Annotated in this window: 27 protein-coding genes; 13 read left to right on the top strand and 14 right to left on the bottom strand. The window is 51.5% G+C overall.

All coding sequences use genetic code 11. The features are described 5' to 3' along the window. Positions 1-220: 220 nt before the first annotated feature. The gene (agp, locus tag ACKPVM_RS12165) at positions 221-1,489 is read left to right on the top strand and encodes a bifunctional glucose-1-phosphatase/inositol phosphatase (RefSeq protein ID WP_409309309.1); all 1,269 of its coding nucleotides are present in this window, start codon (positions 221-223) and stop codon (positions 1,487-1,489) included. Positions 1,490-1,884: 395 nt separating this feature from the next. Here the strand turns inward: agp and ACKPVM_RS12160 are convergent, their stop codons facing one another. The 3 genes from ACKPVM_RS12160 to cpxP all read right to left on the bottom strand — a co-directional run bounded on the left by ACKPVM_RS12160 (position 1,885) and on the right by cpxP (position 3,287). Beyond that, a complete protein-coding gene (locus tag ACKPVM_RS12160) occupies positions 1,885-2,247 on the bottom strand; it encodes a type II toxin-antitoxin system HicB family antitoxin (RefSeq protein ID WP_409309308.1) in 363 nt (120 codons plus the stop codon). Then, positions 2,244-2,519, bottom strand: coding sequence for a type II toxin-antitoxin system HicA family toxin (locus ACKPVM_RS12155; protein WP_409309307.1), 276 nt, complete (start codon positions 2,517-2,519; stop codon positions 2,244-2,246). The genes ACKPVM_RS12160 and ACKPVM_RS12155 overlap by 4 nt, the downstream gene beginning before the upstream one ends. 285 nt (positions 2,520-2,804) lie before the next feature. Further along, positions 2,805-3,287 (bottom strand): cell-envelope stress modulator CpxP, encoded by a 483-nt coding sequence (gene cpxP, locus ACKPVM_RS12150; protein ID WP_409309306.1) that lies wholly within the window; start codon positions 3,285-3,287, stop codon positions 2,805-2,807. Between the two features lie 153 nt (positions 3,288-3,440). On the opposite strand from cpxP, the gene cpxR reads away from it, so the two are divergent. The 4 genes from cpxR to ACKPVM_RS12130 are packed head-to-tail and all read left to right on the top strand — an operon-like array spanning position 3,441 to position 8,461. Beyond that, on the top strand, positions 3,441-4,139 hold the full coding sequence (cpxR, locus tag ACKPVM_RS12145; RefSeq protein ID WP_409309305.1) for an envelope stress response regulator transcription factor CpxR: 699 nt from the start codon (positions 3,441-3,443) through the stop codon (positions 4,137-4,139). Continuing rightward, positions 4,136-5,506, top strand: a complete 1,371-nt coding sequence (gene cpxA / locus ACKPVM_RS12140; protein ID WP_409309304.1) for an envelope stress sensor histidine kinase CpxA — start codon at positions 4,136-4,138, stop codon at positions 5,504-5,506. Before cpxR ends, cpxA begins: the two co-directional genes overlap by 4 nt. A 34-nt stretch (positions 5,507-5,540) precedes the next feature. Beyond that, positions 5,541-7,730, top strand: coding sequence for a PA5441 family protein (locus tag ACKPVM_RS12135; RefSeq protein WP_409309303.1), 2,190 nt, complete (start codon positions 5,541-5,543; stop codon positions 7,728-7,730). Then, positions 7,700-8,461, top strand: a complete 762-nt coding sequence (locus ACKPVM_RS12130; protein WP_409309302.1) for a DUF3142 domain-containing protein — start codon at positions 7,700-7,702, stop codon at positions 8,459-8,461. The genes ACKPVM_RS12135 and ACKPVM_RS12130 overlap by 31 nt, the downstream gene beginning before the upstream one ends. Before the next feature lie 24 nt (positions 8,462-8,485). Here ACKPVM_RS12130 and ACKPVM_RS12125 read toward each other — a convergent pair whose 3' ends face one another. Next, on the bottom strand, positions 8,486-8,950 hold the full coding sequence (locus tag ACKPVM_RS12125; RefSeq protein ID WP_409309350.1) for a tRNA (cytidine(34)-2'-O)-methyltransferase: 465 nt from the start codon (positions 8,948-8,950) through the stop codon (positions 8,486-8,488). 390 nt (positions 8,951-9,340) lie between these two features. Between ACKPVM_RS12125 and ACKPVM_RS12120 the strand changes: the two genes are divergently transcribed. Beyond that, the gene (locus ACKPVM_RS12120) at positions 9,341-9,640 is read left to right on the top strand and encodes a hypothetical protein (protein WP_409309301.1); all 300 of its coding nucleotides are present in this window, start codon (positions 9,341-9,343) and stop codon (positions 9,638-9,640) included. A gap of 13 nt (positions 9,641-9,653) precedes the next feature. Here ACKPVM_RS12120 and ACKPVM_RS12115 read toward each other — a convergent pair whose 3' ends face one another. The 6 genes from ACKPVM_RS12115 to ugpB form a co-directional block, all read right to left on the bottom strand. Continuing rightward, a complete protein-coding gene (locus ACKPVM_RS12115) occupies positions 9,654-10,610 on the bottom strand; it encodes an AEC family transporter (RefSeq protein WP_409309300.1) in 957 nt (318 codons plus the stop codon). A 105-nt stretch (positions 10,611-10,715) separates the two neighbouring features. Next, positions 10,716-11,465, bottom strand: a complete 750-nt coding sequence (ugpQ, locus tag ACKPVM_RS12110; RefSeq protein ID WP_409309299.1) for a glycerophosphodiester phosphodiesterase — start codon at positions 11,463-11,465, stop codon at positions 10,716-10,718. Further along, on the bottom strand, positions 11,465-12,538 hold the full coding sequence (locus tag ACKPVM_RS12105; protein ID WP_409309298.1) for a sn-glycerol-3-phosphate import ATP-binding protein UgpC: 1,074 nt from the start codon (positions 12,536-12,538) through the stop codon (positions 11,465-11,467). Before ACKPVM_RS12105 ends, ugpQ begins: the two co-directional genes overlap by 1 nt. 25 nt (positions 12,539-12,563) lie before the next feature. Beyond that, the gene (ugpE, locus tag ACKPVM_RS12100) at positions 12,564-13,409 is read right to left on the bottom strand and encodes a sn-glycerol-3-phosphate ABC transporter permease UgpE (protein ID WP_409309297.1); all 846 of its coding nucleotides are present in this window, start codon (positions 13,407-13,409) and stop codon (positions 12,564-12,566) included. Between the two features lie 27 nt (positions 13,410-13,436). Beyond that, positions 13,437-14,324: a sn-glycerol-3-phosphate ABC transporter permease UgpA gene (ugpA, locus tag ACKPVM_RS12095; protein ID WP_039363434.1), complete on the bottom strand. Its 888-nt coding sequence runs from the start codon at positions 14,322-14,324 to the stop codon at positions 13,437-13,439. A gap of 72 nt (positions 14,325-14,396) precedes the next feature. After that, the gene (gene ugpB / locus ACKPVM_RS12090) at positions 14,397-15,731 is read right to left on the bottom strand and encodes a sn-glycerol-3-phosphate ABC transporter substrate-binding protein UgpB (RefSeq protein ID WP_409309296.1); all 1,335 of its coding nucleotides are present in this window, start codon (positions 15,729-15,731) and stop codon (positions 14,397-14,399) included. A gap of 196 nt (positions 15,732-15,927) precedes the next feature. On the opposite strand from ugpB, the gene ACKPVM_RS12085 reads away from it, so the two are divergent. Continuing rightward, complete coding sequence (locus tag ACKPVM_RS12085) at positions 15,928-16,170, top strand: type II toxin-antitoxin system ParD family antitoxin (protein ID WP_012772867.1); 243 nt, start codon at positions 15,928-15,930, stop codon at positions 16,168-16,170. Beyond that, complete coding sequence (locus ACKPVM_RS12080) at positions 16,163-16,447, top strand: type II toxin-antitoxin system RelE/ParE family toxin (protein ID WP_409309295.1); 285 nt, start codon at positions 16,163-16,165, stop codon at positions 16,445-16,447. Before ACKPVM_RS12085 ends, ACKPVM_RS12080 begins: the two co-directional genes overlap by 8 nt. Before the next feature lie 81 nt (positions 16,448-16,528). Here ACKPVM_RS12080 and ACKPVM_RS12075 read toward each other — a convergent pair whose 3' ends face one another. Together ACKPVM_RS12075 and ygbI are read right to left on the bottom strand one after the other, a co-directional pair. Continuing rightward, positions 16,529-16,807, bottom strand: a complete 279-nt coding sequence (locus tag ACKPVM_RS12075; RefSeq protein ID WP_409309294.1) for a type II toxin-antitoxin system TacA family antitoxin — start codon at positions 16,805-16,807, stop codon at positions 16,529-16,531. Between the two features lie 162 nt (positions 16,808-16,969). After that, entirely contained in the window at positions 16,970-17,731 is a 762-nt protein-coding gene (ygbI, locus tag ACKPVM_RS12070; protein WP_409309293.1) for a DNA-binding transcriptional repressor YgbI, read from the bottom strand. Between the two features lie 354 nt (positions 17,732-18,085). On the opposite strand from ygbI, the gene ltnD reads away from it, so the two are divergent. The 5 genes from ltnD (at position 18,086) to ACKPVM_RS12045 (ending at position 23,281) form a co-directional block, all read left to right on the top strand. Then, the gene (ltnD, locus tag ACKPVM_RS12065) at positions 18,086-19,000 is read left to right on the top strand and encodes an L-threonate dehydrogenase (RefSeq protein ID WP_409309292.1); all 915 of its coding nucleotides are present in this window, start codon (positions 18,086-18,088) and stop codon (positions 18,998-19,000) included. Further along, the gene (otnK, locus tag ACKPVM_RS12060) at positions 18,997-20,262 is read left to right on the top strand and encodes a 3-oxo-tetronate kinase (protein WP_409309291.1); all 1,266 of its coding nucleotides are present in this window, start codon (positions 18,997-18,999) and stop codon (positions 20,260-20,262) included. Before ltnD ends, otnK begins: the two co-directional genes overlap by 4 nt. Then, complete coding sequence (otnC, locus tag ACKPVM_RS12055) at positions 20,259-20,915, top strand: 3-oxo-tetronate 4-phosphate decarboxylase (protein WP_409309290.1); 657 nt, start codon at positions 20,259-20,261, stop codon at positions 20,913-20,915. Before otnK ends, otnC begins: the two co-directional genes overlap by 4 nt. A gap of 33 nt (positions 20,916-20,948) precedes the next feature. Next, entirely contained in the window at positions 20,949-21,737 is a 789-nt protein-coding gene (gene otnI, locus ACKPVM_RS12050; protein ID WP_409309289.1) for a 2-oxo-tetronate isomerase, read from the top strand. Between the two features lie 185 nt (positions 21,738-21,922). Continuing rightward, complete coding sequence (locus ACKPVM_RS12045; protein ID WP_409309288.1) at positions 21,923-23,281, top strand: GntP family transporter; 1,359 nt, start codon at positions 21,923-21,925, stop codon at positions 23,279-23,281. Positions 23,282-23,357: 76 nt separating this feature from the next. Here the strand turns inward: ACKPVM_RS12045 and ACKPVM_RS12040 are convergent, their stop codons facing one another. Beyond that, entirely contained in the window at positions 23,358-24,545 is a 1,188-nt protein-coding gene (locus ACKPVM_RS12040) for an aminotransferase-like domain-containing protein (RefSeq protein ID WP_409309287.1), read from the bottom strand. A gap of 200 nt (positions 24,546-24,745) precedes the next feature. After that, positions 24,746-25,447, bottom strand: coding sequence for a high-affinity branched-chain amino acid ABC transporter ATP-binding protein LivF (livF, locus tag ACKPVM_RS12035; RefSeq protein WP_409309286.1), 702 nt, complete (start codon positions 25,445-25,447; stop codon positions 24,746-24,748).

The raw sequence follows: 25,447 nt of genomic DNA, 5'->3' as shown, positions 1-25,447 counted from the left end.
TTTTTTCTGCAAACTTTAAAATCCCGGCCGATCTGATCTCCAGAAACAGACATTGCGTGGTTTGAATCACAGTTTAATGATTCAGTCCTGTTTCAAACTGTCATGAATCCCCTCTTAGGCACAAAATAAATAGATGCTATTAACCAAAATATTCTGGGTTTTATAGCATTTTCTTTTTTTACATTAAGAAATAACTGGTCATCAACGAGGAGAGTGCCCAATGTCTCTAAAAACGAAAGCACTGTTTTGCCTGCCGCTACTGTTACCGTTTTCAACCGAAACGTTTGCCAACAACAACAGTCATGACGAGCTAGCACTGGAGCAGGTCGTTGTATTTAGTCGTCATGGATTGAGAGCACCACTTGCCAGCCCGAGCAGTGCGCTAGGTAAATTGACGCCAGAAGCCTGGCCACAGTGGGATACCCCCAGTAGCTGGCTGACGACCCGCGGCGGCGTGTTGGAAGCCTACTTCGGCCACTATTTTAATGAATGGCTGGTCGATAACCATCTGCTGACTGCCGATACTTGCCCGACGGATAAAGATGTTTATTTCTACGCGAACAGCCTGCAACGCACGATAGCCACCGCACAGTATTTCGCAGTAGGCGCTTTCCCAGGCTGTATCGTGCCTGTCACCCATAAAGAAAAATTGGGTACGATGGATGCCACCTTTAACCCCATCATCCGCGATGGTAGCCCGGAATTTAAGCAACGCGCGATTGAATCCATTAACAAGACCGCTGGCGAGAAAGGTCTTGAAGGATTGAATGAGCGTCTGAAACCCACTTATCAGCAAATGGCGCAAATCATTCGCTACAGCGAGTCCGCCAACTGTAAAGAAGATAAACAGTGCGATCTCACGGCAATCCCCACATCAATCAAGATTGTGGCTAACCAGGAACCCGGCGTTTCAGGCCCATTGAGAACGGGCACCTCCATTTCAGATGCATTTATTCTTCAATATTATGAAGGTGCACCGATTGAAAACGTGGCTTGGGGACGTATCAAAGACGATAAGCAGTTCGAATCGTTAGTCTCAATTAAAGAGTATTACAACAGCGTGGTATTTAGCTCACCGGTCGTCGCTAAAGAGGTCTCCGCTAATCTGGTTAAAGCGCTAAAGGATGCTTTCGGACAAGACAAACCCAAATTCACCTTCCTCGTCGGACATGATTCAAACGTGGCATCGCTGTTTTCGGCTTTGGGTGTGAAGCCCTATACATTACCGAACCAGTTTGAAACCACACCGATTGGCGGAAAAATCGTTTTCGAGCGCTGGAAAAATAAAACCAACGGCAAAACATGGCTGAAGATGGAATATGTTTATCAATCTACCGATCAAATCAAAACACTGGCCCAGCTTAACCGTAACAACCCACCGCAGCGCGTCACGCTGGCATTGAAAGATTGCCCGATTAATGCCGATGGATTCTGTCCATTTGATGCATTTGAGAAAGTGACCTCTGATTTGGTTTCAGGGACGCACTGATAAATGGGGACAACGTGAATACCTGATATACCCGTCATACTTCAAGTTGCATGTGCGTTGGCTGCGTTCAGTCACCCGAATCACTTACTCAAGTAAGCTCATCGGGATGAAATGAGAGACATCCTGTCTCTCACCTGAGGCCAGCCAAAGGCTGGTCAAATTCGTTCCTGACGAATTTGTCCTTCGCTTGCCGCGTTATTCGGCCTTATGGCCTCACCCCTTCGGGGCCAGCGCAAGCGCTGTTCAAAAACGCTTTGCTGTTTTTGTCCTGAAACTTGAATTATTTTGGGTATAGATTGCCAGGAAAACGAGATCGCGCCTACAAAAGTGAAGGGAACGTGAAGACGTTTATTGTCGAGATGAACCAAAAGAAAACCCGCCGTGGCGGGAGATCGTTAAGCAAGTTTCATTCGTTCGCTAAGTGTTTCGACGATAAATGCATTCACTGAAACCTGACGTTCAGCGGCAGCAATGCTCAACCGCTCTCCGAACGATTCAGGGTAGCGGAGAGTGAACGTTTTTACTTTCTCTTCACGTTCATAGGGATCGATTCCGATTTCTTGGCAATCTTCAAGATATTCACGTAGTGAGATTTCTCCCTCACGCTTTAGCCCATCAATGCTATCGGCCACAAAGTCACAATAGCCAGATAAGCCAATAAACTTACCGCGAAACATGCCAATTTCAGGGACATAACTAATAATGGCTGGTTGCCCAGCAACAACCATCGTATTTGGTGTATTGAGTGCTTTCGTCATGGTTTTACCCCTATGCTTTCCAGCCATTCACGCAGGCTGACCAACGCGCCTTTATCTGTATCCGGTGAAGGATGAGGACGATGGAATCGAGCAATACTCCCATTCAGTAAAAACCGCACTCTCGATCCGCTTCCTTCCTTAATTTCACCACCTAACGCTGTAATCAATGACTCAATATTTGACCATTTAACACCAGAAAGTACCGGCATCTTAAAAATCTGATTCAGCGTTTCCCGCTGTTTTTTTCTCAGACTGGCTATTTTTTCCTGCATTGCCGGCCTCATGACGTCACTTTTTAAAGCCATTCTAGAGACTTTCAATATGAAGTCAAATTATGAAGTCAAACGATAACAGATATCGGAAGAAATTTTGCGATTCACCAAACCGTGACACCGGACTACCTTCATAAAAAACCCATAAAAAAAGCCCTCCGTCATGGAGGGCGAATAGACAGGGATGGTGTCTATGGCAAGGAAAAACAGGGTATATCTACTACACGTGACTACTACTCTCACTACACACTACACTCACTACTCGGGATTAACTCTGGGACCAAATCATGGCGCTGGGATCTGATTTAACATTGAGATCTGCCGCTCCATTTGTTGCATTCGTTGCTGATGTTTCTGCTCCAGAACATTTTTCTGCTCTGGTGTCAGCAGGTTGTACATTTGGTTGCGCACTCGCGTCATCTGTACCTGGCGCTCAACCTGTATTTCCATCATTTTAGTGATCTGCTTACGCACTGCATCTTCATCAAACGCGCCAGCCGTCACCAGGTTATGCATCGTTTCAACATCTTCTGCATTAAACGCCGGTACATCCTGGCGCCCCTGATGCATGAGATCGCGCATTTGCTGCCGTTGTTGCTCGGTTAACTTCACACCATCAAACATCGCCTGCTGATCGTGCATGCGTTTCATGGCAGAGTCATCCTGATGCCAGCCATTCACAGACGCACGCCCGACATCTGCCGCAAACGCCGTGAAAGCACTCAGCATTAGCAGTGAAGCAAGAGATAGCGTCGTGGCTTGTTGCATCGGTAACGCTCCATTTTGGTATGCTGTTCTGTGAATCAGTGAACATCAGTCTAATTGTCTTGCTGCAAACATGCGTCAGAGGATGTAAAACTACGTAAAGTCATGGAATACCGCCAATCTATGACGTATTTTGCCCCTGGAGGTAGATAAAACATGAACAAGATCCTGCTGGTTGATGACGATAAAGAGCTGACATCGTTACTGAAAGAACTGCTCGAAATGGAAGGATTTAATGTCGTGGTCGCCTATGATGGCGAGCAAGCGTTAAACGCATTGGATAATACAATCGACCTGCTTTTGCTGGATGTGATGATGCCGAAGAAAAATGGTATCGACACATTAAAAGAGCTACGCCAGCAACACCAGACACCGGTTATTATGTTGACCGCTCGCGGCAGCGAACTGGATCGCGTACTCGGTCTGGAACTGGGCGCGGATGATTATCTGCCAAAACCGTTTAACGATCGTGAATTGGTCGCACGTATTCGAGCGATTCTGCGCCGTTCAAACTGGACAGATCAGCAACAGGCCAGCGAAAACAGTGCACCAACGCTGGAAGTCGATGGTTTGCGGCTTAGCCCCGGGCGTCAGGAAGCCAGTTTTGACGACATCGTGCTGGATTTGACAGGCACAGAATTTACCTTGCTTTATCTGCTGGCTCAACGGCTGGGGCAGGTGGTTTCACGCGAACATCTGAGCCAGGAAGTCTTAGGTAAGCGTCTGACGCCATTTGACCGCGCCATTGATATGCACATTTCTAATCTGCGCCGCAAGTTACCCGAACGTAAGGATGGGCTCCCCTGGTTTAAAACCTTACGCGGACGCGGTTATCTGATGGTGTCTGCTGCATGATTAACAGCCTGACCGCACGAATTTTTGCCATTTTCTGGCTCACGCTGGCACTGGTTCTCATGCTGGTGCTGATGGTGCCCAAACTGGATTCCCGCCAGTTAACGGCATTGCTGGAAAATGAGCAGCGGCAAGGGCTGATGTTGGAACAGCATATTGAAGCCGATCTGGCTAACACCCCGGCCAATGATTTGCGCTGGTGGCTAAGGTTATTCTGGGTTATTGAGAAATGGGCCCCGCCGGGGCAACGCCTCTTACTGGTCACCAGTGAAGGACGAGTCTTGGGCGCACAGAAAAATGAAACACAAATTGTACGTAACTTTATCGGGCTCTCCGATAATGCCGATCATCCACAAAAGAAAAAATATGGCCGAGTTGAATTGCTGGGGCCGTTCTCCATTCGGGATGGTGAAGATAACTACCAGCTTTATCTGATTCGCCCGGCCAGTAGCCTCCAATCGGACTTTATTAGCCTGCTGTTCGATCGGCCATTGCTGCTGCTGATGTTCACAATGCTAATTAGTTCTCCCCTGTTGTTATGGCTTGCCTGGAGCCTCGCCAAACCCGCACGAAAACTGAAAAATGCGGCGGATGAAGTGGCCAGAGGGAGCCTGCGTCAGCACCCTGAACTGGAATCCGGGCCACAGGAATTTCAGGCAACGGGCGTCAGCTTTAACCAAATGGTTAGCGCACTGGAACGCATGGTGACCGCCCAGCAACGCCTGCTGTCCGACATTTCGCATGAGCTGCGCACGCCACTCACTCGCTTACAACTGGCTACCGCGCTTTTACGCAGACGACAGGGAGAGGGGAATGAGCTTAATCGTATTGAAATGGAAACCCAGCGACTCGACAGCATGATTAACGATCTACTGGTGCTGTCGCGCAACCAGCATAACAATGAATTGACGCGTGAATTTCTGCGCGCCAACGAGCTCTGGGGCAATGTGCTGGATGATGCCGCATTTGAAGCAGAGCAAATGGGGAAAACGCTGGAGGTTACGTATCCGCCAGGGCCATGGACACTTTTCGGTAACCCGAATGCCCTAGAAAGTGCGCTGGAGAACATTGTGCGTAACGCGCTACGTTATTCCCACCATCATATTGCTGTTGCGTTTTCCGTCGATAATCAGGGTATCACGATCAAAGTTGACGATGATGGCCCCGGTGTGAGTCCAGAAGATCGCGAACAGATTTTCCGGCCATTTTATCGGACAGATGAAGCCCGCGACCGTGAATCCGGCGGTACCGGTCTGGGACTGGCGATTGTCGAAACCGCGATTACGCAGCATAAAGGTTGGGTGAAGGCCGATGACAGCCCGCTAGGTGGCCTGCGGTTAATCATCTGGTTACCGTTCGATCAGCGATAAGCAATCTAAGCTTAGGTAAACACAAGGAACAAACATGAAAGGAATAACGCTACTGGCAGGTTCGCTCCCCTTATTATTTAGCGGCTATGCACTCAGTTCCAGCGACTATATTTGTGGCTTTTCAGACGCCGAATGCGGCGTGTTTGCCTTTCCTTACCTCGTTCCAGAGAACGACACGCGCACCAACTTAATATTATTGCAGAGTCGCCGTAACCATCTTGCGTTACCGCTGCCGCAACCGTTGCCTGAACAGGCACACACTCGAGTCGATCCTTTTACCGCTTACCGTGTAATGGGCGTCGCGGCGACGGAAGCGCCCGTCCAACCGACCGAACCCGTGGTAACAACCGAGACAACTCCGCCCGTAGCCAATAACATCAGCGCCCTGCAACAGAAAGGCCAGCAGCTTCATCTCCCACCAGCGATACAGGAAAAGCTGAGCTCGCTAACTACCGGTGAGGGAGAAGGCCGCCAAATTTCAAATGACATCACGACGGGTGAAGCGTTTTTTGATGTGTTGCAAACCGACCAGCAACTCACCGATGCCCATCGTACTTTGCTGGCACAGGCTCGCGCCAATATGCTGACGGCCGATTACACAGCATCGACCTTATCGGGTGAACTTGCCAATGTTCCGGAGGAAGGCCATGCCGGAGCACTCAAACACTACCTGATTGGCGCACAGCATTTCTATGACGGTCAATTTGAACAGGCGGAAAACCTTTTTCAGTCGTTAATACAAACGTCTCAGCCGTGGGTGGCTGAAACATCGCGCTACATGCTGATTCGAGTAAAAATCAATCAGGCCATGCAAAACGCATTAGACGAATACGATATGTTTGATGCCAGCAAAGCCGATAAAAATGCCGCATTTGCCACGATACAGAATATTGATGCCTATTTGGCAACGTATCCGCAAGGTCGCTATGCCGATTCAGCTAAAGGACTTTACCGCCGCGCTTACTGGATTATTGGCGACGTAGATAATTTATCAAAAACTTACCAACAGGTGATGGCAAACACCGATAGCCTCACTACCCTGCTGGAACTCAGCGATGAAATTGATAATAAACTGCTGGAAAACCAAAACTTTCTGATAGCACCAGAAAGCCCGATGCTAACATTTGTACAGGATCTCAAGCGCCTACGCCCTCATCGCAGTTGGTCAAGATTACCCGAGCTCTCCGCCGAGGACATCGTTGCCCAGCAACCGCTGTTTGAGCAAGCAGGCATGAACAATGAGTTCCTCTATTTGCAGGCTGCCTGGCAGTTCTATCATCAAAAAGACTATGGCACCGTGGTGAATATCATCCCCGCGGCCGTCGATGCCGATCTGACGGATACCACCCGCTTTAGCCTACAGGTATTACGTGGACAGGCATTACAACACTTATCCCGCTGGGATAATGCTGAAGCCCACTGGCGTCACCTGCTGACTCTGAAAACGGATTATACCCAACAGCAATTCCTACAGTTGGCGCTGAGCGAAACGTTAGTGCAATCCTCTCATCCAGAGCGGATTTTTGCTCCAGACAGTCCGGTTAAAAACCTTCGTTTTCGTTCTGCCGTTCTCAAAACCGTTGCCGATGCCGAGCTACTGCGCCAGCAAACCCGCTCCCAACTGTCACATGAAGAACAGGCTATCGCACTGCATACCCTGCTGACCAAATCACTCACGCATGCTGACTACGCCAGCTATCTGAAAGACAGCGTACTTCTCAAGGAAATCGCGCCGTTAAAGAATAATGAAAACATCAGTTGGAATGAGGAAAATCTGGCTGTTTTCTCCTGGGATGGTAGCGATACCGAAGAAGGATACCAATGCCCGGCGTTAGAGAAGGTGGTGAATACCCTGAATCAACGCCCGAACGATGCCCGAGCCATTAACTGCCTTGGCGAGTTCTTCCTGCGAACAGGCAACGATGTTGGATATGACTGGGGCGAGGACACGATGTTAATGACATTAACCGACGCACCGACACAGTTTAAAGGGACAAAATATAATCGACTCGACGGCTATATTCGGGTGATTGCCGATCCCAAAGCGCCGCCGGAAGATAAGAGCTATGCGCTCTATCGTGCGATGTATTGCTATGCACACAGCGGTAATAACGGCTGTGGTCAACAGGACATCAGCAAGGCAACGCGTAAAGCCTGGTTTACCCAACTGAAAACCGAATTTAAAGGCAGCGTGTGGGCAAAACAGCTCAAATATTACTGGTAGCACAGAGGGTTATATTGGCCTGGGCGCTATCATCCAGCGCTCAGGCTGACACCATTACTGTTAATGCTGCCCACTATCAGGATTTCTGGTTATGGGCCGCCGTTCGGCCACAGCCAGTGTTACATCAGGCACAGACGCTGTATCTGCATCAAGGCGAAATTGCCCGTCGGCGAGGAAAAACCATTTTTTTACGTCAGGGGATCCCTCCAAGCAAACTGCGTATTCCCCAGATCTGGCTTTCTTACCGTATGACTACCCTGACGCTTTCGGATGACCATCTCAATCGAATCCTGAAGCGACAAGAAAGCTGGCGTCGTCAGGGTAATCAGGTAAAAGGAATCCAAATCGATTTCGATGCAAAAAGCTACCAACTCGCAGGATATGTCGATTTTTTGCAGCAATTACGCAAAAGATTACCAGCAGACGATCAAATCAGTATTACTGGCTTACTCGACTGGTCAAAAACGGGCGACGTCGCAGAGCTCAACCGTTTGCAAGGAAGCGTGGATGAATTGGTGGTTCAAACCTATCAAGGCTATGGGACAATAACGAATTATTCAGCCTACCTCCCGGCCCTCATGAAGCTGACCATCCCTTTCCGTATCGGGCTGGTGCAACACGGAGAATGGGACAAACAATGGCAGCAACGCTTGGCGGCCTCGCCCTATTATCGTGGTGAGGTCGTTTTTCTGGTGAATCCACCGCTGAAAAAATCGGTTATCAATCAATAAACAACACGAAAAATCTGTGGATTATCAGATGCAGCCGCCAAAACCATTCTGCCGCCAGGCTTCATAGCTGATGATCGCTACCGCATTCGACAGATTCAGACTACGGTTATTAGACTGCATGGGAATGCGGATACGGAAATCCGGCTCGAAACCATTACGGAGCTCGTCCGGCAAACCTGCGGTTTCCGACCCAAATAACAGCACATCACCTGGTTGATACGTTGGCTGGTCATACGGGCGACTGCCTTTGGTAGTACAGGCAAAAATGCGTTTACCCGGAACCGAAGCCAGAAAATCCTGATAGTTCTTATGACGGCTGACGTTCGCCAGATCGTGGTAATCCAGCCCTGCACGGCGTAGTTTTTTCTCTTCAAAATCAAACCCCAGCGGTTCAATCAAATGAAGCGTACAGCCGTTGTTGGCCGCCAGTCGGATAATATTGCCGGTGTTTGGTGCAATTTGAGGCTCATAGAGCGCGATATGGAACATGAGATAACGTCGACCACGAAGGAAAATTCCGCCGCAGTATAGCGCATTCCCACAGGGCAACCCAAAACCTGTACGCTCCAGATTGCGGATTACTCTGTACGACGTTTTCACCCACAGCGATTACACTTAAGGAAATACGTCAGGATAATGTACTGATGAAAATACAATTCGGGCATGTATACCCTAAATAATTCGAGTTGCGTGACAAAACGTTAGCGTTTTGAACAACGCTCTGCGTTGACCCTTTAGGGCAAGGCCCATTTATGGCCTTGTAACGCGGCAACCGAGCGAATCCCCAGGAGCTTACTCAGGTAAGTGACTGGGGTGAGTAAGGGCGGCCAACGCACAAGCAGCTTGAAGTATGACGGGTATAGCCTGTGTGGAGGTTTAATGCAACACGATAAGGCATTATTATTGGCCACCGTTGCCCTGCTCGGCCTACCGCTTCTGGCGAGCGCCAACACGCCGCAAGCGCCCACGCCTCAGCAGCAGTTTGAGAGCGGTATCAGCAGCCAGAAACAGTTGCAGCAGAATATGCAGCAGAGCCAGAAATTACAGCAACAGCAGTTGAATAATCAGCTCCAGCAGCGCAACCAGCAGTTGCAGCAACAACGCCAGCAGCAGCTACAGCAGGATTTACAGCGGTCACAGAGAACTACGCCACCACCGCCGATCAATCAGAACCCTTGATGCAATAGTGGCCTTATAATCGCACACCCATCAGCGTCAAAATCAACGGCGTGGTTAATGCTGCCATTGCCGTTGATAGCAGCAGGCTCGATGCCACCGGGCCACCTAGCACATCGAACTGGCGCGACATCAGATAGACATTCACGCCTATCGCCATTGAACCTAGTAAGACCACGACACGCGTTTCCATTTCCGGCAAACCGAGTGCAATAGCAAGCCCCCAGATCACCAGCGGCTGAACTAGCAGCTTGATCGTACAAATCATCGTACTGATCTGCCAACCGTCGCGCACACGGTATTCGGCTAACCCCATCCCCAGCGCAATAAGTGAGAGCGGAGCCGCAATCTGCCCTAACATCGCAAGCGGTTGTTCAACAAAAGACGGCAATGGCAGGCCAGTCAGGCTAAACGCCGTACCGGACAAAATACCGATAATCAGAGGATTTTTTAACACCCCTACCGCAGTTTTCCCAAATCCACGCAGCGATAGCGCCCCGTTACGCGCCCATTCCACCGATACCGTCACCAGCGTCCACAAAATAAGCCCGTTAAACACCACCACCAACGCAACCGAAGGAATAGCATCTTCGCCTAGCATCAATGTGGCAATAGGCAATCCCAGCATGACGTTATTGGAAAAAATACCGCTTAACGCAAAAAGTGAGCCGGATACCCCATCAAGATGAAAGATTTTCTTTGCGACAATTCGCCCTAGCACAAAAACGATCAGACAACTGCCGAAAAAGGCGATCAATAAACGCGCATCTACTGCCGGACGCTTAGAAAAATCCGACATCAGACGAAACAGCATCGCGGGCATTGCCACGGAAAAGACAAAACGCGTCATGCCATCTGTAATGGCGGTCGGCCATTTACCATAGCGAATCAAGCTATAGCCGAGCGCAATCAAAACAAACAGGGGGAGCGACAGAAAAATCTGGTGCCAAAGCGAAACAATAAATGCGGGCATGACGCCACTTCCTTATTACCGGCACCGAGTCAAAACAGGGAATCACCGTACGCACGCTATGATAGGTGTATCACGCACCGCTCGCACGAAGACAAAAGGCCAGCGTCAGCCGGTTGCGAAGCTTGCCCCAATTAAATCTATCCGGTCAGTGCAGATACAGTCAACGCCCCAATCCAGCAAAGTTTGCGCGCGGGCGGGTTGATTAACGGTATAAACCAGGATGTGTAATCCCGCCGCCTTCAGCGCCGCGGTGCGTTCTGCCGTCAGCAGCTTGTGATTCAGATGGATGGACACACACCCCAGACGCTGCGTTAACGCCAGCCAGTCCTCTTCCCACTCATCCAAAAGCAGCCCACGCGGCAGTTCCGGTACGGCCTGCTGCGCCGCTTCCAGGGCTTCGATAGAGAACGATGACAGCAGCGGTGCAACCGGATGATCGGCCCATAGCTGGCGTGCCGCTAGCGCAATCACTCGCCCCGTTTCGGTTTCATATCCGGTAGTGGGTTTAATCTCGATATTGGCCGCCATGCCGTACTGTGCACAGCGTTTTGCTACTTCCGATAGTAGCGGCAGGCGTTCACCGACAAATTTACGACCGTACCAGCCGCCGACATCCAGCCCAACCAGCTTGTCCCACGGCAGTTCGCCTGCAATACCCCAGCCGTTGCTGGTGCGCTCCAGCGTATCGTCGTGTAGAAGGAAAATCTGACCGTCCTGCGACAGCTTAGCGTCAAATTCGATCATCTTGTGACCAAAACTGGCACCAACATCAATCGCCGCCAATGTGTTTTCCGGTGCCAGTGAACCACCGCCGCGATGGGCGACAATGCTCGGGTAAGGCCAGATTGTTTCCATTATTCCATCCGTAATCCGCTTTGCGAATCAAACAGGTGCCATGAAGACGTCGGCAAATATAGCCAGAGCGTCGAGCCGATGGCGGGACAGTGCTCATAAGAGAGTCGCGCGATCACATTTTGCCCGCCCCATTTGCCGTGCGCTAAATTGTCCGCGCCCAGCAGTTCAAGGGTGTCGATCTGCAACGGAATACCGTCGGTTTCGCGCGTCGTCAGCTGAATATGCTCTGGTCGCACCCCCAGCGTCAATGCTTTACCACGCCACTGCGGCTTCGGTGCCGGTAGCGCCAGCGCAATGTCTTCACCTATTTGAAAGCGGCAACCATCCTCGCTAATACGGCCTGACCAGAGATTCATCGCTGGTGAGCCAATAAAGCTCGCCACAAACAGCGACGCTGGACGCCGATAGATCTCAGCAGGTGCGCCGATTTGCTCGGCAATGCCTTTGTTCATCACGATGACACGCTGCGCCAACGTCATGGCCTCAACCTGATCGTGCGTGACGTACAGACTGGTCGTTTTCAGGCGCTGATGCAGTTGCTGTAATTCGAGCCGCATTTGTACGCGCAGTTTGGCATCCAAGTTTGACAGCGGTTCGTCAAACAGGAACACCGCCGGCTCACGGACAATCGCTCGTCCCATCGCCACGCGCTGACGCTGGCCGCCCGAGAGTTCACGCGGTTTGCGTTGCAGCAGCGACATCAATTCCAGAATGCGCGCCGCATCTTCTACCCGCTCACGAATCTGCGCCTTACCGAAACCACGAATTTTCAGGCCGTAGGCCATATTGTCGAACACGTTCATATGGGGATAAAGCGCATAGTTCTGGAATACCATCGCAATTCCGCGATCTTTTGGTTCCAGATCGGTGACACGTTCGTTATCGATATAGATATCCCCGCTGGTGGTGCGTTCAAGGCCCGCCACCATACGCAGCAACGTGGATTTACCGCAGCCTGACGGCCCGACCATCACCACGAATTCACCGTCCGCAACGTCCAGATCGATGGGTTGGATGATCTGTGTTTTGCCATCGTAAGACTTGGTGACGGCCTGAAGTTTTAAACATGCCATAAGCGTTTCCGAAATTCGTCTTGGTTTATTTTTCGCTGTCGACCAGGCCGCGAACGAACCAGCGCTGCATCAGTAGAACCACCAGCAGCGGCGGCAGCATGGTCAGCAGCATCGCAGCCATCACCTGATTCCACTGGGTCGCGCCATCGCCGGAGGCAATCATGCTTTTAATCCCGGCGACCGCAGTCCCCAAATTGGCATCGCTGACAATCAGCAGCGGCCACAGGTACTGGTTCCAGCCGTAGATGAACGTGATCACAAACAGCGCCGCCAGATTGGTCTTCGACAGCGGTAACACCATGTCGAAGAAGAAACGCATCGGGCTGGCACCGTCGATACGTGCCGCCTCCATCAGCTCATCCGGCAGCGTCATAAAGAACTGGCGAAACAGGAAGGTCGCTGTCGCCGACGCCATCAGCGGCAGCGTTAAACCGGTGTAGCTGTCCATCATGTCCAGCCGCGCGATCACTTCCACCGTGGGGAAAATACGCACTTCCACCGGCAGCATCAGCGTCAGGAAAATCATCCAGAAGAACAGGTTGCGCAGCGGAAAACGAAAATAGACGATGGCGTAAGCGGACAGGATCGAGACGGTAATTTTGCCCACCGTGATCGCCAGCGCCATGACGAAACTGTTGAGCAACATCAGCCCGAACGGCGTGGTGTTGTTGCCTGCACCATGCAGCCAGATATCACGCAGGTTCTCCCACAGGTGAGAACCGGGGATGAGCGTCATGGGAGCCAGAAAGACGTCCTGGTTATCCAACGTGGCGGCCACAAACCCCACGTACAGCGGAAACAGTACGGCGAGAATGCCGACGATCAGCATGACATGGCTGAAAATAGTTAACCCGCGACGATTCTCAATCATTGGCCGTTGACCTTAGTAGATTCACCTTCATTGATAGTTCACCTTCCGTTCAACAAAACGGAACTGAATAACGGTCAGCCCGATAACCAGTAGCATCAGAATCACTGATTGCGCCGCCGAGCTGGACAGATCCAGCCCTGCAAAGCCCTCGCGGTAAATTTTGTAGATCAGCGTGGTCGTCGACTGCACTGGCCCGCCCGCCGTTGCCGCATCGATAATCGGGAAGGTATCGAAAAAGGCGTAGACCAGATTGACCACCAGCAGGAAGAAGCTCACCGGCGAAATCATCGGCAGCACCAGATTAAAGAAGCGCCGCACGGGCCCTGCGCCATCGATCGCGCCCGCTTCCATCAGTGAGCGGGGAATGGATTGCAGCGCCGCCAGAAAGAACAGGAAGTTATAGCTAATCTGCTTCCAGACCGACGCCAGTACCACCAAAAACATCGCCTGACCGCTGTGCTGCGCGTGGTTCCACGTATAGCCCAACAGCCCGAGAAAGTGGGTAATCAGCCCCAGTCCGGGGTTAAACAGGAACATCCACAAGACCGCAGCAACGGCGGGGGCCACGGCATAGGGCAGGATGATTAACGTCTGATACAAGCGGCTGGCACGGATCACATAGTCCACCAGAGCCGCCAGAAAAAGTGAGATCAACATGCCAAACCCAGCGACCAGAAAGCTGAATATCAGCGTGGTGTAAAACGAATCGAGGTAGTAAGGGTTATTGAACAGCTGTCTGAAGTTTTCCATGCCGACAAATTCACTGGATAAGCCAAACGGATCCAAGTTCTGCACCGAATACCATAGCGCCTGACCGGCTGGCCAGATAAAGAAAATCACAGTAATCAGCAGTTGAGGCAACACCAACACATAGGGCAACCAGCTGCTGCGAAAAACGGGGCGGGATGATGTCATGCGGTAGCTCATTACAAACAGAAAAGAAACAGGCCGATTCCCTTCGGCCCGGTATTGCTCAACAGCAGCGTATTACTTTGTCGACTGTTCGAAGCGACGCAGAAGCGCATTGCCGCGTTCTACTGCGCTATCCAGCGCCTGTTGTGGCGTCTTCTTACCTGTCCATACGCTTTCTAATTCTTCATCCGCCACGGTACGAATCTGCGGCATGTTGCCCAAACGCAGACCTTTGGTGAACGACAACGGGGGCTTGTTCAGCATCTGGCGCGTAGCGATATCCGCACCGGGGTTTTTCTCGTAGAAGCCCTGCTTCTGCGTCAGTTCATATGCCGCAGTCGTGATTGGCAGGTAACCGGTTTTCTGGTGCCATTCGGCGGCATTCTCCGGCTCGGCCAGGAACTTCATAAACTCCGCGACGCCTTTGTAGGTCGCAGCATCTTTACCGCCCATCACCCACAGGCTGGCTCCGCCGATAATGGCGTTCTGCGGTGCGCCTTTCGCATCGGCGTCATACGGCATCATGCCGACACCATAGTTGAACTTGGCGTGTTCGCGGATGTTCGCCAGCGAACCGGAAGAGGCCGTGGTGATAGCGCAGTCACCGTTATAGAATTTCTCGGTCGGCTCATCCTTGCGCCCGAAATAGGTGAAATCGCCCTTCTTGTTCATGTCCTGCAACAGCTGAATGTGCTTAACCTGCGTCGGCTTATTGAATTCCAGCACGGCATCGGTGCCGTCAAAGCCGTTGTTCTTGGTCGCAACCGGCAGACCGTGCCAGGCGCTAAAGTTTTCAATCTGAATCCAGCCCTGCCAGCCGCTGGCATAGCCGCACTTCATCCCGGCCGCACGCAGTTTGGCGGTGTATTCCGCCATTTGCTGCCAGGTCTTCGGCGGCTGTTCGGGATCTAAACCCGCCTTCTTGAAAGCATCTTTGTTGTAGTACAGCACCGGCGTGGAGCTATTAAACGGCTGCGATAGCAGGTGGCCACTCTTCGCATCGGTGTAATAGCCGGAGACGGTCGGCACAAACACCGATTCATCGAAAGTAATGCCTGACTCTTTGAAGACTTCATAGACAGGTTTGATGGCTTTACTTGCCATCATGGTCGCCGTACCGACTTCATAGACCTGCAAAATGGCGGGCGCATTCCCGGCGCGGTAAGCCGCAATCCCGGCAGCCAGATTCTGTTCGTAGTTGCCTTTGTAGACCGGCACAATTTTTACATCGCTGTGCGCTTGGTTAAAACGGTCAGCCAGAGCATTCACTTCTTTCCCGAGTTCGCCTTCCATGGAGTGCCAGAAAGGAATGTCTGTCGCGGCCTGCGCACTGGCGCTCATCAGCGCGAATGCCACACACGCCACTGCGGTGCGAATAGCATGTGTTTTACGAATTGTGTTGTTGAACATGCCTGTCTCCTGCAATCAATTAATGCGCCAGCATCACGGTGTTTTTTTGGGCGAAAACAAACATGACATGGGCGTATGACAGAAAAATAACCGGAAGATGACGGGAAAGTGACAGAGGGAGGAGGTCTTCTTATTGGCTACTAAGTAGGCTGTTCTGTGCTACCATCTGTGTTAATAGATAACACAGGAGGTTTTTATGCCTAGAACGACAAGTATTACGATCGGCGAACAACTGGATGATTTTGTCTCCAAATTAATAGATAGCGGTCGCTATAGTTCTACCAGTGAAGTCATCAGGTCAGCACTTCGTCTTCTTGAACAACAAGAATCCAAAACAGAGGCTCTGAAAAAAGCGATTTATGCAGGGGAGCAAAGTGGAGAAAGTTCGTTGACGCTGCGTGAAATTGCAGCAAAAAAGAAGCGCGAACGGAATGTATAAACTCTCTAATCTTGCAGCAGAAGATTTCGCAGGCATCTTTAAGTACACCTACGGCATCAGTCAGGCTGACAATTATACAGAGTCGCTAGAGAATACGCTGATTCTGCTAGCAGAATCCCCTTATATAGGCCAAGAGTACCCTGAAATTAGCCAGGGTGTGCGCCGATTCGATCATAGGCAACACGCTATTTTCTACCGCATACGAGAAGAAGATCTTCTTATCATCCGAATCCTGCATCAGCAAATGGAACCTATGTGCCACTTTTTTGATATTTGAAAAGTGGCTAAATAAGGATGTATTCAATCAATAGCATGCCACCAAGAACAATTATCAGTAATGGCTCTGGCTCTGGTGCTGTTATTCCCATGGCGATTTGCGGCTCATCAGCTCGTTAATGCGAGCCTGGCGCTCTGCGGTGATAGGTGCATCCAACTCGGCCAAAAATTCATCAAACTGTTCGTTGTCCAGAATAAACAAACGTTGATCCAACAAAATGTCCTGCGCCTCGCGACAGGCGGCTTCAAGTATAAAATCGGTACGTGATTTTGACACAAGGTTTGCAGCCATATCGATCAAGTCCCGCTGGGAGGCTTTGGCCCGAATAGTGATTCGCGCCTCTTTAGTTTCCGGTTTCATCATCATGCCTGTGTAGTGAATCTCTCTACAACCCTACATGAAGTGTACAAAAATGCTACACACCGGAACATCACCATACATTCAAACGCGCTTGCTGATTCATTCAGGGCTATTTTCGAATAACATCAACGATAACGGTTTTAGGATCGTTGATAACTGCCCTCACCCCGCCACCAGCACCTCAACACCCATTTTGCTTAGCGCTTCTTTGGCGGCGGCAGGAAGGCCGTCGTCGGTGATGATGCTGTCGAATACATTGAGCGGCGTGGCGAGATGGGTGGCGATACGGCCGTATTTTGAGGTGTCGCACAGCAGGACACGTTTTCTGCTGGCTTCCACCGCCGCGCGTTTCACCACGACTTTATCTTCATTCGGCGTGGACAGACCACGCAGGCTCCATGAGGAGGCGGAGATAAACGCAATGTCGATAAACAGGTTACGCAGTGACTGAGCCACCGCTTCCCCGATGCAGGAGCGATTTTCCCGACACAACGTGCCTCCAGTGTGGATCATACGACACTGACTGGATTCAATGAGGAAATCGGCAATCGCAAAATCGTTGGTAACAATCAGGAGATCGTCGCGTTCAGCCAGTTCGCGAGCCAGCGATAGCGTGGTGGTGCCAGCATCCAGATAAATGCAACTATTCAGTGGGATATGCTGTGCCGCCAGTTTCCCCATCGCCGCTTTCTGCTGGCTGAACATCACCGATTTATCCTGATGTGATGGCTCAATCGCCAACCGTTCAGGCGAGCGCACACCGCCGGAAACACTCAACAGCAGTCCGTCTTGCTCCAGTTTTTGCACATCGCGCCGTACCGTCATATGCGACACACCCAGCCGCTCGGTGAGTTCATTAATACTTACCGCGCCGCGCTCGGCGATCAGCGCCAGAATCTGTTGATGACGTTCTACTGGAATCACGCTGTCCGTTCCCTGTTTGATAATGCTGGTTTGATAAACATTGAGTTTGCTAAAAACTGAGTCTGATAAATATTGTGAGAAACAGCCCATTTAATGACGATAATTATCATAAATTCACGCAACAAACCACGCCAGACATAACAACCTTCCTCATCGCTTGACGCCAAAATGAAAATAACATACTGATATTTAATAGAAACAAAGGGAATCACATTCCCAGTGGGGTTCAGCCACACTAAACCATCACGATCTCAATGTTAATTTATGTGATAAAAATCACCATAACTTGTTCTGATAGTCCTTATATTTAACACCAGAGAACAAAAAATCACTAATTTTAACAAGGCAACCACGATGAAAAAGACTTCTGATTATGCTGTCGCCGTTATCGGTCTGGGTTCCATGGGTTTTGGCGCAGCGGCGTCCTGTATCAACGCCGGCCTGACGACATACGGTGTCGATATCAATCCACAAGCACTGGAACGGCTACGTCAGGCGGGGGCGGCGCAGGCCGATACGCGTATTGATGCCTTCGCTGACAAGCTGGACGCCGTCGTGCTGTTAGTCGTGAATGCCGCACAGGTCAACGGAATTCTGTTTGGTGAACCGCAGGTCGCGGCGAAGCTCAAGCCCAGCACCGTGGTCATGGTGTCCTCCACAATCTCCGCGCAGGATGCCAAAAATATTGAGCAGCGTCTGGCAGAGCATCAGCTCATCATGCTGGATGCGCCGGTCTCCGGCGGTGCGGCCAAAGCCGCCGCAGGTGACATGACGGTGATGGCATCCGGTTCCGATCTGGCCTTCGAAAAACTGAAACCAGTGCTCGATGCCGTCGCAGGCAAGGTCTATCGCATCGGCGAAGAAATCGGGCTGGGTGCGACCGTTAAAATTATCCACCAGCTGTTGGCAGGCGTGCACATCGCCGCCGGTGCAGAAGCGATGGCGCTGGCCGCTCGCGCTGACATCCCTCTGGATATCATGTACGACGTAGTGACGAATGCCGCGGGGAACTCTTGGATGTTCGAAAATCGGATGCGTCACGTGGTAGACGGCGACTACACACCAAAATCCGCTGTGGATATTTTCGTGAAAGATTTGGGATTGGTCACCGACACCGCCAAATCGCTCCATTTCCCGCTGCCGCTAGCCTCCACCGCGTTCAATATGTTCACCTCAGCCAGTAATGCAGGATTCGGTAAAGAGGACGACAGCGCGGTTATCAAGATTTTTAACGGCATTACACTACCGGAAAAGAAGGAGGCACCATGATCAAGCTAGGTGTGATTGCCGACGACTTTACCGGTGCCACGGATATCGCCAGCTTTCTGGTGAATAACGGGTTGCCGACCGTACAGCTCAACGGCGTGCCTCCGGCTGACTTCAAGGTGGAGACGCAGGCTGTGGTCATTAGCCTGAAATCGCGCTCCTGCCCGGCGGAACAAGCCGTGGCGGATTCGCTCAAGGCGCTGGCGTGGCTGCAACAGCAGGGTTGCCAGCAGTTCTATTTTAAATATTGCTCCACCTTCGACAGCACCGCAAAAGGCAACATCGGTCCGGTGACCGATGCGCTGTTGGAACAGCTTGGCGAAACGCAAACCATTATCTCTCCAGCGCTGCCGGTGAATGGTAGAACCGTCTATCAGGGGCACCTGTTTGTGATGGATCAACTGCTGTCTGAATCTGGGATGCGCCACCATCCGGTCACGCCGATGACGGACAGCAACCTGATGCGCGTCATGGAATTGCAGGCTGCCGGGCGCTGCGGACTGGTGCCGTATGCCGTGATGGATCAAGGGGCGGACGCCGTCAAACAGCGGTTGGCGCAGTTGAAAGAACAAGGCATCCGCTATGTGGTGCTGGATACGCTGAACGAACAGCATCTACTCACGCAGGGCGAAGCGCTACGCGATATGAAGCTGGTTACCGGCGGTTCCGGCCTGGCGATTGGTCTGGCACGCCAGTGGGCAGAACCCGCGACACAAATCGGTTCCGCCACCGAAGCCGGCAAGCCGCAATCCGGCGCAGGCGTTGTGCTGTCCGGCTCTTGTTCGGTGATGACCAACAAGCAGGTCGCCCACTACCTGAAACAGGCGGCGGGTCGCGCGGTCGATGTCGCTCGCTGTCTGCAAGACGATGAATCCTACGTGCAGGAACTGGTTGACTGGGTGAAAGCGCATCGTAACGACGCACTCGCTCCGCTACTGTACGCCACATCCTCACCCGATGAACTGGCGAAGATTCAGCAGCGCTGGGGGGCAGAAGCCAGCAGTCAGGCGGTAGAGAAACTGTTTGCCGCCGTTGCCCGTCAGCTTCAGCAAGATGGCTTCCAGCGCTTCATCATCGCGGGCGGTGAAACCTCCAGCATCGTGGTACAGACGCTGGGCATTCACGCGTTCCATATCGGGCCGTCTATTTCCCCCGGAGTGCCGTGGGTGCGCTCCACCAATCATCCGCTCTCGCTGGCGTTGAAATCCGGCAATTTCGGCGATGAAGACTTCTTTGCCCGTGCCCAAAAGGAGTTTGCCGCATGAGTGAAAAACACCACAGAGCTGAAGCAGACCTGAATCGCGAGCAACACGCACGTGAGGAAATGGTCAAGCTGGGCGCGTCCTTTTTCCAGCGCGGCTACGCTACCGGTTCGGCAGGTAACCTCTCACTGTTATTGGATGACGGCACGCTGCTGGCAACACCGACCGGCTCCTGCCTCGGCGAACTGGATGCCGAGCGGCTGTCCAAAGTCAGCATGAGCGGCGAGTGGATCTCTGGGGATAAACCGTCGAAAGAAGTCAGCTTTCACCTGTCGATTTACCGTAACGATCCTGACTGTAAGGCGATCGTTCACCTGCACAGCACCTATCTGACTGCACTTTCGTGCTTGGAAGGGTTGGATACGCAGGATGCTATCAAACCGTTCACGCCGTATGTGGTGATGCGTGTCGGCAAAGTGCCCGTCGTGCCTTATTACCGTCCCGGCGATGCGCGGCTAGGCGAGGATCTGGCGAAGCTGGCCTCACGCTACAAAGCATTCTTATTGGCTAACCACGGCCCCGTCGTCACAGGTAAGGGTCTGCGTGCGGCGGCAGACAACATGGAAGAGCTGGAAGAAACCGCCAAGCTGATTTTTATTCTCGGTGATCGAAAAATTCGCTACCTCACCGCTGACGAAATTACCGAGCTCTCTTGATGAGTGACTTTTTACTGAGCTATGGAGTTAACCATGCCTAAATTTGCTGCCAATCTTTCTATGCTGTTTACTGACGTGCCGTTTCTCGATCGTTTTAAAGCCGCTGCCGATGCGGGTTTCACCTCTGTCGAGTACCTGTTTCCTTATGAATATCCGGCACCACTGCTGGCGGAAAAGCTGCGGGAAAATGGCCTGAAGCAGGTGCTGTTCAATACCGCGCCCGGCAATATTGCGGCGGGGGAATGGGGTGTCTCTGCCCTGCCCGACCGTATTGAAGATGCCCGCCGGGATATCGATAACGCTCTGGAATATGCGCTGGCGCTGAATTGCCCTTCGGTGCTGGTGATGGGCGGCGTCGTCCCACCCGGTGAAGACCGTGCTGCCTATCAGCAAACCTTCATCGATAACCTGCGCTACGCCGCCGACAAATTTGCGCCACACGGCATCAATATCATGATTGAGGCACTGAGCGCGAAGGTGAAACCGAATTACCTGTTCGCCAGCCAGTATCAGGCGTTGGAATTAGCCAATCTGATCGACAGGCCGAACGTTTATATCCAGCTCGATTTCTTCCACGCGCAAATTGTCGATGGCAACCTGACGCAAATTATTCACGATTTGGATAGTCGCATCGGACATATTCAAATTGCCTCAGTGCCCGCACGTCATGAACCCGATGAGGGGGAAATTAATTATCCGTTCATTTTTGCCGAATTAGATCGCGTGAATTATTCCGGCTGGGTTGGCTGTGAATATAACCCACGAGGTAAAACGGAAGACGGATTAGGATGGGCTAAAACTTGGCTGGAGAAAAAACACTAACTAACTTATTACAGGAAATAATATTAACACCAGAGAAATAGTCGTTAGACGCAAATAAATAAAAAAGAATAGGTCAGACTCCTGTATGTATTACAGGAGTCGAGGCATCCCTTTATTCAAATAAAACAATAACCCAATACCTTTTCAGCCTCTGAATTGAAAAATGGGTCAATGAGGATAAGAACATGGCCACCTCGCTCTTACTCTGCATCGCTATCGCCGGGGTATTACTCCTGCTGCTGATGGTCATTAAATTAAAAATTCAGCCTTTTGTCGCCTTATTAGTGGTTAGCCTATTGGTTGCACTGGCAACAGGTATACCCACAGAAGAAATAATGAAAGTAATGACCAGTGGGATGGGTGGGGTACTCGGTTCGATCACCATGATCATTGGGCTGGGAGCTATGCTGGGGAGGATGATCGAAATTTCCGGCGGCGCTGAATCGCTGGCAAGAAAATTCACGCAAACACTGGGAGAAAAGCGCGTTATTGCTGCACTGACGATGGCGGCATTTATTCTCGGTATTCCAGTATTCTTTGACGTTGGATTTATTATTCTGGCTCCCATTATTTATGGCTTCGCCAAAGTCGCCAAGGTCTCCCCGCTTAAATTCGGTCTGCCTGTTGCTGGCGTAATGCTGACTGTCCACGTCGCTCTACCTCCTCATCCCGGCCCGGTTGCCGCAGCCAGCCTATTAAAAGCGGATGTGGGTTGGTTGACCATATTAGGTCTGGCGATCTCTATTCCTGTCGGTATTATTGGCTTCTGGGTTGCCAAGTATCTCAACCGTCGCCAATACGCCTTATCTGTTGATGTATTAGAGCAATTACAATTAGCGAAGACGGAAGACAAAAGTGAGATAACACCGCATAACAATGCGCCTTCCGCCAGTCTGGTAACCGCGCTGATCGTCATCCCTATCGCGATTATTATGCTCGGCACCGTTGCTGCGACGTTATTCCCAGCGGGCCACCCGCTACGTAATATCACCACATTAATCGGCTCCCCTGCCGTAGCGCTGCTCATCGCACTTGCACTGGCATTCTACTTTATCGCCATGCGCAGGGGTTGGTCGCTTGAAAAGACTGGAAACGTCATGGGTGATGCGATGCCTGCTGCTGCCGTCGTCATTATGGTGACCGGTGCGGGTGGCGTATTTGGCAAAGTGCTGGTGGAATCGGGTGTGGGTAAAGCGCTGGCGGATACGCTGACCAGCATTCACCTGCCGCTGGTACCGGCTGCGTTTATTTTGTCGCTGGCGCTGCGTGCTTCGCAAGGTTCAGCTACCGTCGCCATTCTCACCACCTGCGGCCTGCTGAGCGAAGCCGTCAGCGGCCTGAATCAGATGCAACTGGTGCTGGTGACGCTTTCTGCCTGCTTTGGTGGGTTGGGATTGTCACACGTGAATGACTCCGGTTTCTGGATCGTCACCAAGTATCTGGGGCTGTCCGTTGCTGACGGTCTGCGCACCTGGACAGTGCTGACAACGATCCTCGGGCTGGCTGGATTCCTCTTCACCTGGGCCTTGTGGTTGGTGATGTAACGGTTTGTTGGGGCAAACATGGAAAAACCGCTGAGAATTCAGCGGTTTTTTACATTAACAGCTCAGTGAGCAACCATTACAGTGCCCGACGCAGGCGAGCAACCGCTTCATGCATCTGCTCATCCGTTGCAGTCGCAAAAGAGAGACGCAACGTCGAATAATCAGGGCTGTCGGGGAAGAAAAATTCACCGGGAACAAATACCACGCCCTGATTAAGCGTCTGCTTCAGCCACGCCGTAGTATTGAAATCCTCGCGGAATTTCGCCCACAGGAACATCCCGCCTTTCGGCTGATTAAAGGCGATCACATCACCTAATTCCTGTTCAATCAGTTGCGCCAGCAGTTCACCCTTGTGCTTATAAGCAAAGCGGATCTTCTCGATTTGCGTGCCCAGGCGCCCTAGCCCCAAATAACATTCTGCGACCGCCTGTGACAAAGCGCTGGCATGAAGATCTGCCGCCTGTTTAATGATCGCCACTTTGTGCAACAGCCACTGTGGCAGGATCGCCCAACCTAAGCGTAATCCCGGTGCCAGCACCTTTGAAAACGTAGAGGTATAGAGCACATAATCCGTGCTACCCAGCGTTTCCAGGGCCAACTGGAACAGCGTCGGATGACGTTCTTCCGTGAAACGCAATTCGCCGTACGGATCGTCCTCAATAATGACAAAACCATAACGCTCAGCCAGCGCAACCAGCTTCTCACGGCGCTCGTAACTGAGTGTCACCCCGCTGGGATTGCCAAAATTCGGGACAATATATACCCCTTTAATGCGCTGCTTTTTCAGCAACGTTTCCAGTTCATCCACCACCATGCCGTGTTCATCCGATGATACGGACATGACCTGCGCTTGTGCCAACTGTAACGTTTGCAAGGCCGCAAGATAAGTTGGACGTTCAACCACAAAGACATCGCCTGGATCGACCATCGCACGCATGATAAGGTCCAGCGCCTGCTGCGACCCCGCTGTCACCACGATATCTTCTGCCTGCGTCTTCACACCACGCACCGCACACAGTTCAGCAATACGTTCACGCAGTACACCGCTACCTTCCGTTAAACCATACTGAAATGCCGTTTTCGGCTGTTCAGTAATAGCTAACTGTGTCGCCTGGTTTAACCCTTCGAAATCAAACAGTGCATCGGAGGGAATCCCGCCAGCGAGCGAGATAATGTTGTCCATCTTGCTGTGTTTAAGCAATTCACGAATCGCGGAGCTTTTTAACTGAGCGATGCGGTGCGCCAGTAACCCTTCATTGGACATTTTTCTTCAACCCCTATAACAAAACAGGCCGGAGAACCGGCCCGATACCTATTCTATACACTAAATAATTCGAGTTGCATGAAGGCGGCAAGCGAAGGAACCCCGATGAGCTTACTCAGGTAAGTGATTCGGGTGAGTGAGCGCAGCCAACGCACAAGCAACTTGAAGTATGACGGGTATATACACTTAAACGCTAAATCTTATCCACCCAGATAAGCTGAGCGAACCGCTTCATTCGCCAACAGTGCTGCACCCGTATCCTCAAGTACAACATTGCCATTTTCAAGCACATAGCCACGATCAGCCAGACGCAGAGCCTGATTTGCATTTTGCTCTACCAGGAAGATAGTCATGCCTTCTTCACGCAGTTGCGCAATAGTATCAAAAATCTGCAAAATGATGATGGGAGCCAATCCTAGAGAAGGTTCATCCAGCAACAAGAGACGCGGCTGACTCATCAGTGCTCGTCCAATCGCCAGCATTTGCTGCTCACCACCAGACATGGTGCCCGCACGCTGAACTCGTCGTTCATACAGACGCGGGAATAAATCATAGACCCGTTCAATACGTTGCTGATATTGATGACGCTCGGCAAAAAAACCGCCCATCGCCAAATTTTCTTCAACGGTCATCCGGGAAAAAACACGACGACCTTCAGGCACGATAGCGATGGCTTCTCGCATAATCTGCGCCGTTTGCCAGTGGGTAATCTCTTTGCCGTCGAACATGATGGTGCCTTCCGACGCACGAGGATCGCCACAGAGCGTTCCCAGCAACGTGGTTTTACCCGCACCGTTGGCACCAATTAGCGTTACAATTTCGCCTTGTTCAATGTGCAGGCTAACCTGATGCAACGCCTGAATTTTGCCGTAGTGGGCAGAAACCTGATTAAATGACAGCAT

Origin of the sequence: Pectobacterium hainanensis (assembly GCF_046237015.1) — a bacterium.
Taxonomy (GTDB): Bacteria; Pseudomonadota; Gammaproteobacteria; order Enterobacterales; family Enterobacteriaceae; genus JBJYIN01.
Note: the sequence above shows the minus strand (reverse complement) of the source record. Positions and strands in the feature narration are given on the sequence as shown.

Bases quoted from the DNA above. Each gene is read 5' to 3' on its own strand.
- ugpQ (WP_409309299.1), bottom strand. From the start codon at position 11,465: ATGGAAACAATCTGGCCTTACCCGAGCATTGTCGCCCATCGCGGCGGT.
- ACKPVM_RS12125 (WP_409309350.1), bottom strand. From the start codon at position 8,950: ATGTTCCATATCGCGCTCTATGAGCCTCAAATTGCACCAAACACCGGC.
- cpxR (WP_409309305.1), top strand. From the start codon at position 3,441: ATGAACAAGATCCTGCTGGTTGATGACGATAAAGAGCTGACATCGTTA.
- ACKPVM_RS12075 (WP_409309294.1), bottom strand. From the start codon at position 16,807: ATGAAACCGGAAACTAAAGAGGCGCGAATCACTATTCGGGCCAAAGCC.
- otnC (WP_409309290.1), top strand. From the start codon at position 20,259: ATGAGTGAAAAACACCACAGAGCTGAAGCAGACCTGAATCGCGAGCAA.
- ACKPVM_RS12085 (WP_012772867.1), top strand. From the start codon at position 15,928: ATGCCTAGAACGACAAGTATTACGATCGGCGAACAACTGGATGATTTT.
- ugpB (WP_409309296.1), bottom strand. From the start codon at position 15,731: ATGTTCAACAACACAATTCGTAAAACACATGCTATTCGCACCGCAGTG.
- livF (WP_409309286.1), bottom strand. From the start codon at position 25,447: ATGCTGTCATTTAATCAGGTTTCTGCCCACTACGGCAAAATTCAGGCG.
- ACKPVM_RS12080 (WP_409309295.1), top strand. From the start codon at position 16,163: ATGTATAAACTCTCTAATCTTGCAGCAGAAGATTTCGCAGGCATCTTT.
- ACKPVM_RS12115 (WP_409309300.1), bottom strand. From the start codon at position 10,610: ATGCCCGCATTTATTGTTTCGCTTTGGCACCAGATTTTTCTGTCGCTC.
- ltnD (WP_409309292.1), top strand. From the start codon at position 18,086: ATGAAAAAGACTTCTGATTATGCTGTCGCCGTTATCGGTCTGGGTTCC.
- ACKPVM_RS12135 (WP_409309303.1), top strand. From the start codon at position 5,541: ATGAAAGGAATAACGCTACTGGCAGGTTCGCTCCCCTTATTATTTAGC.
- ACKPVM_RS12155 (WP_409309307.1), bottom strand. From the start codon at position 2,519: ATGCAGGAAAAAATAGCCAGTCTGAGAAAAAAACAGCGGGAAACGCTG.
- ACKPVM_RS12040 (WP_409309287.1), bottom strand. From the start codon at position 24,545: ATGTCCAATGAAGGGTTACTGGCGCACCGCATCGCTCAGTTAAAAAGC.
- cpxP (WP_409309306.1), bottom strand. From the start codon at position 3,287: ATGCAACAAGCCACGACGCTATCTCTTGCTTCACTGCTAATGCTGAGT.
- ACKPVM_RS12045 (WP_409309288.1), top strand. From the start codon at position 21,923: ATGGCCACCTCGCTCTTACTCTGCATCGCTATCGCCGGGGTATTACTC.
- cpxA (WP_409309304.1), top strand. From the start codon at position 4,136: ATGATTAACAGCCTGACCGCACGAATTTTTGCCATTTTCTGGCTCACG.
- otnK (WP_409309291.1), top strand. From the start codon at position 18,997: ATGATCAAGCTAGGTGTGATTGCCGACGACTTTACCGGTGCCACGGAT.
- agp (WP_409309309.1), top strand. From the start codon at position 221: ATGTCTCTAAAAACGAAAGCACTGTTTTGCCTGCCGCTACTGTTACCG.
- ACKPVM_RS12160 (WP_409309308.1), bottom strand. From the start codon at position 2,247: ATGACGAAAGCACTCAATACACCAAATACGATGGTTGTTGCTGGGCAA.
- ugpE (WP_409309297.1), bottom strand. From the start codon at position 13,409: ATGATTGAGAATCGTCGCGGGTTAACTATTTTCAGCCATGTCATGCTG.
- ACKPVM_RS12105 (WP_409309298.1), bottom strand. From the start codon at position 12,538: ATGGCATGTTTAAAACTTCAGGCCGTCACCAAGTCTTACGATGGCAAA.
- otnI (WP_409309289.1), top strand. From the start codon at position 20,949: ATGCCTAAATTTGCTGCCAATCTTTCTATGCTGTTTACTGACGTGCCG.
- ACKPVM_RS12120 (WP_409309301.1), top strand. From the start codon at position 9,341: ATGCAACACGATAAGGCATTATTATTGGCCACCGTTGCCCTGCTCGGC.
- ugpA (WP_039363434.1), bottom strand. From the start codon at position 14,324: ATGACATCATCCCGCCCCGTTTTTCGCAGCAGCTGGTTGCCCTATGTG.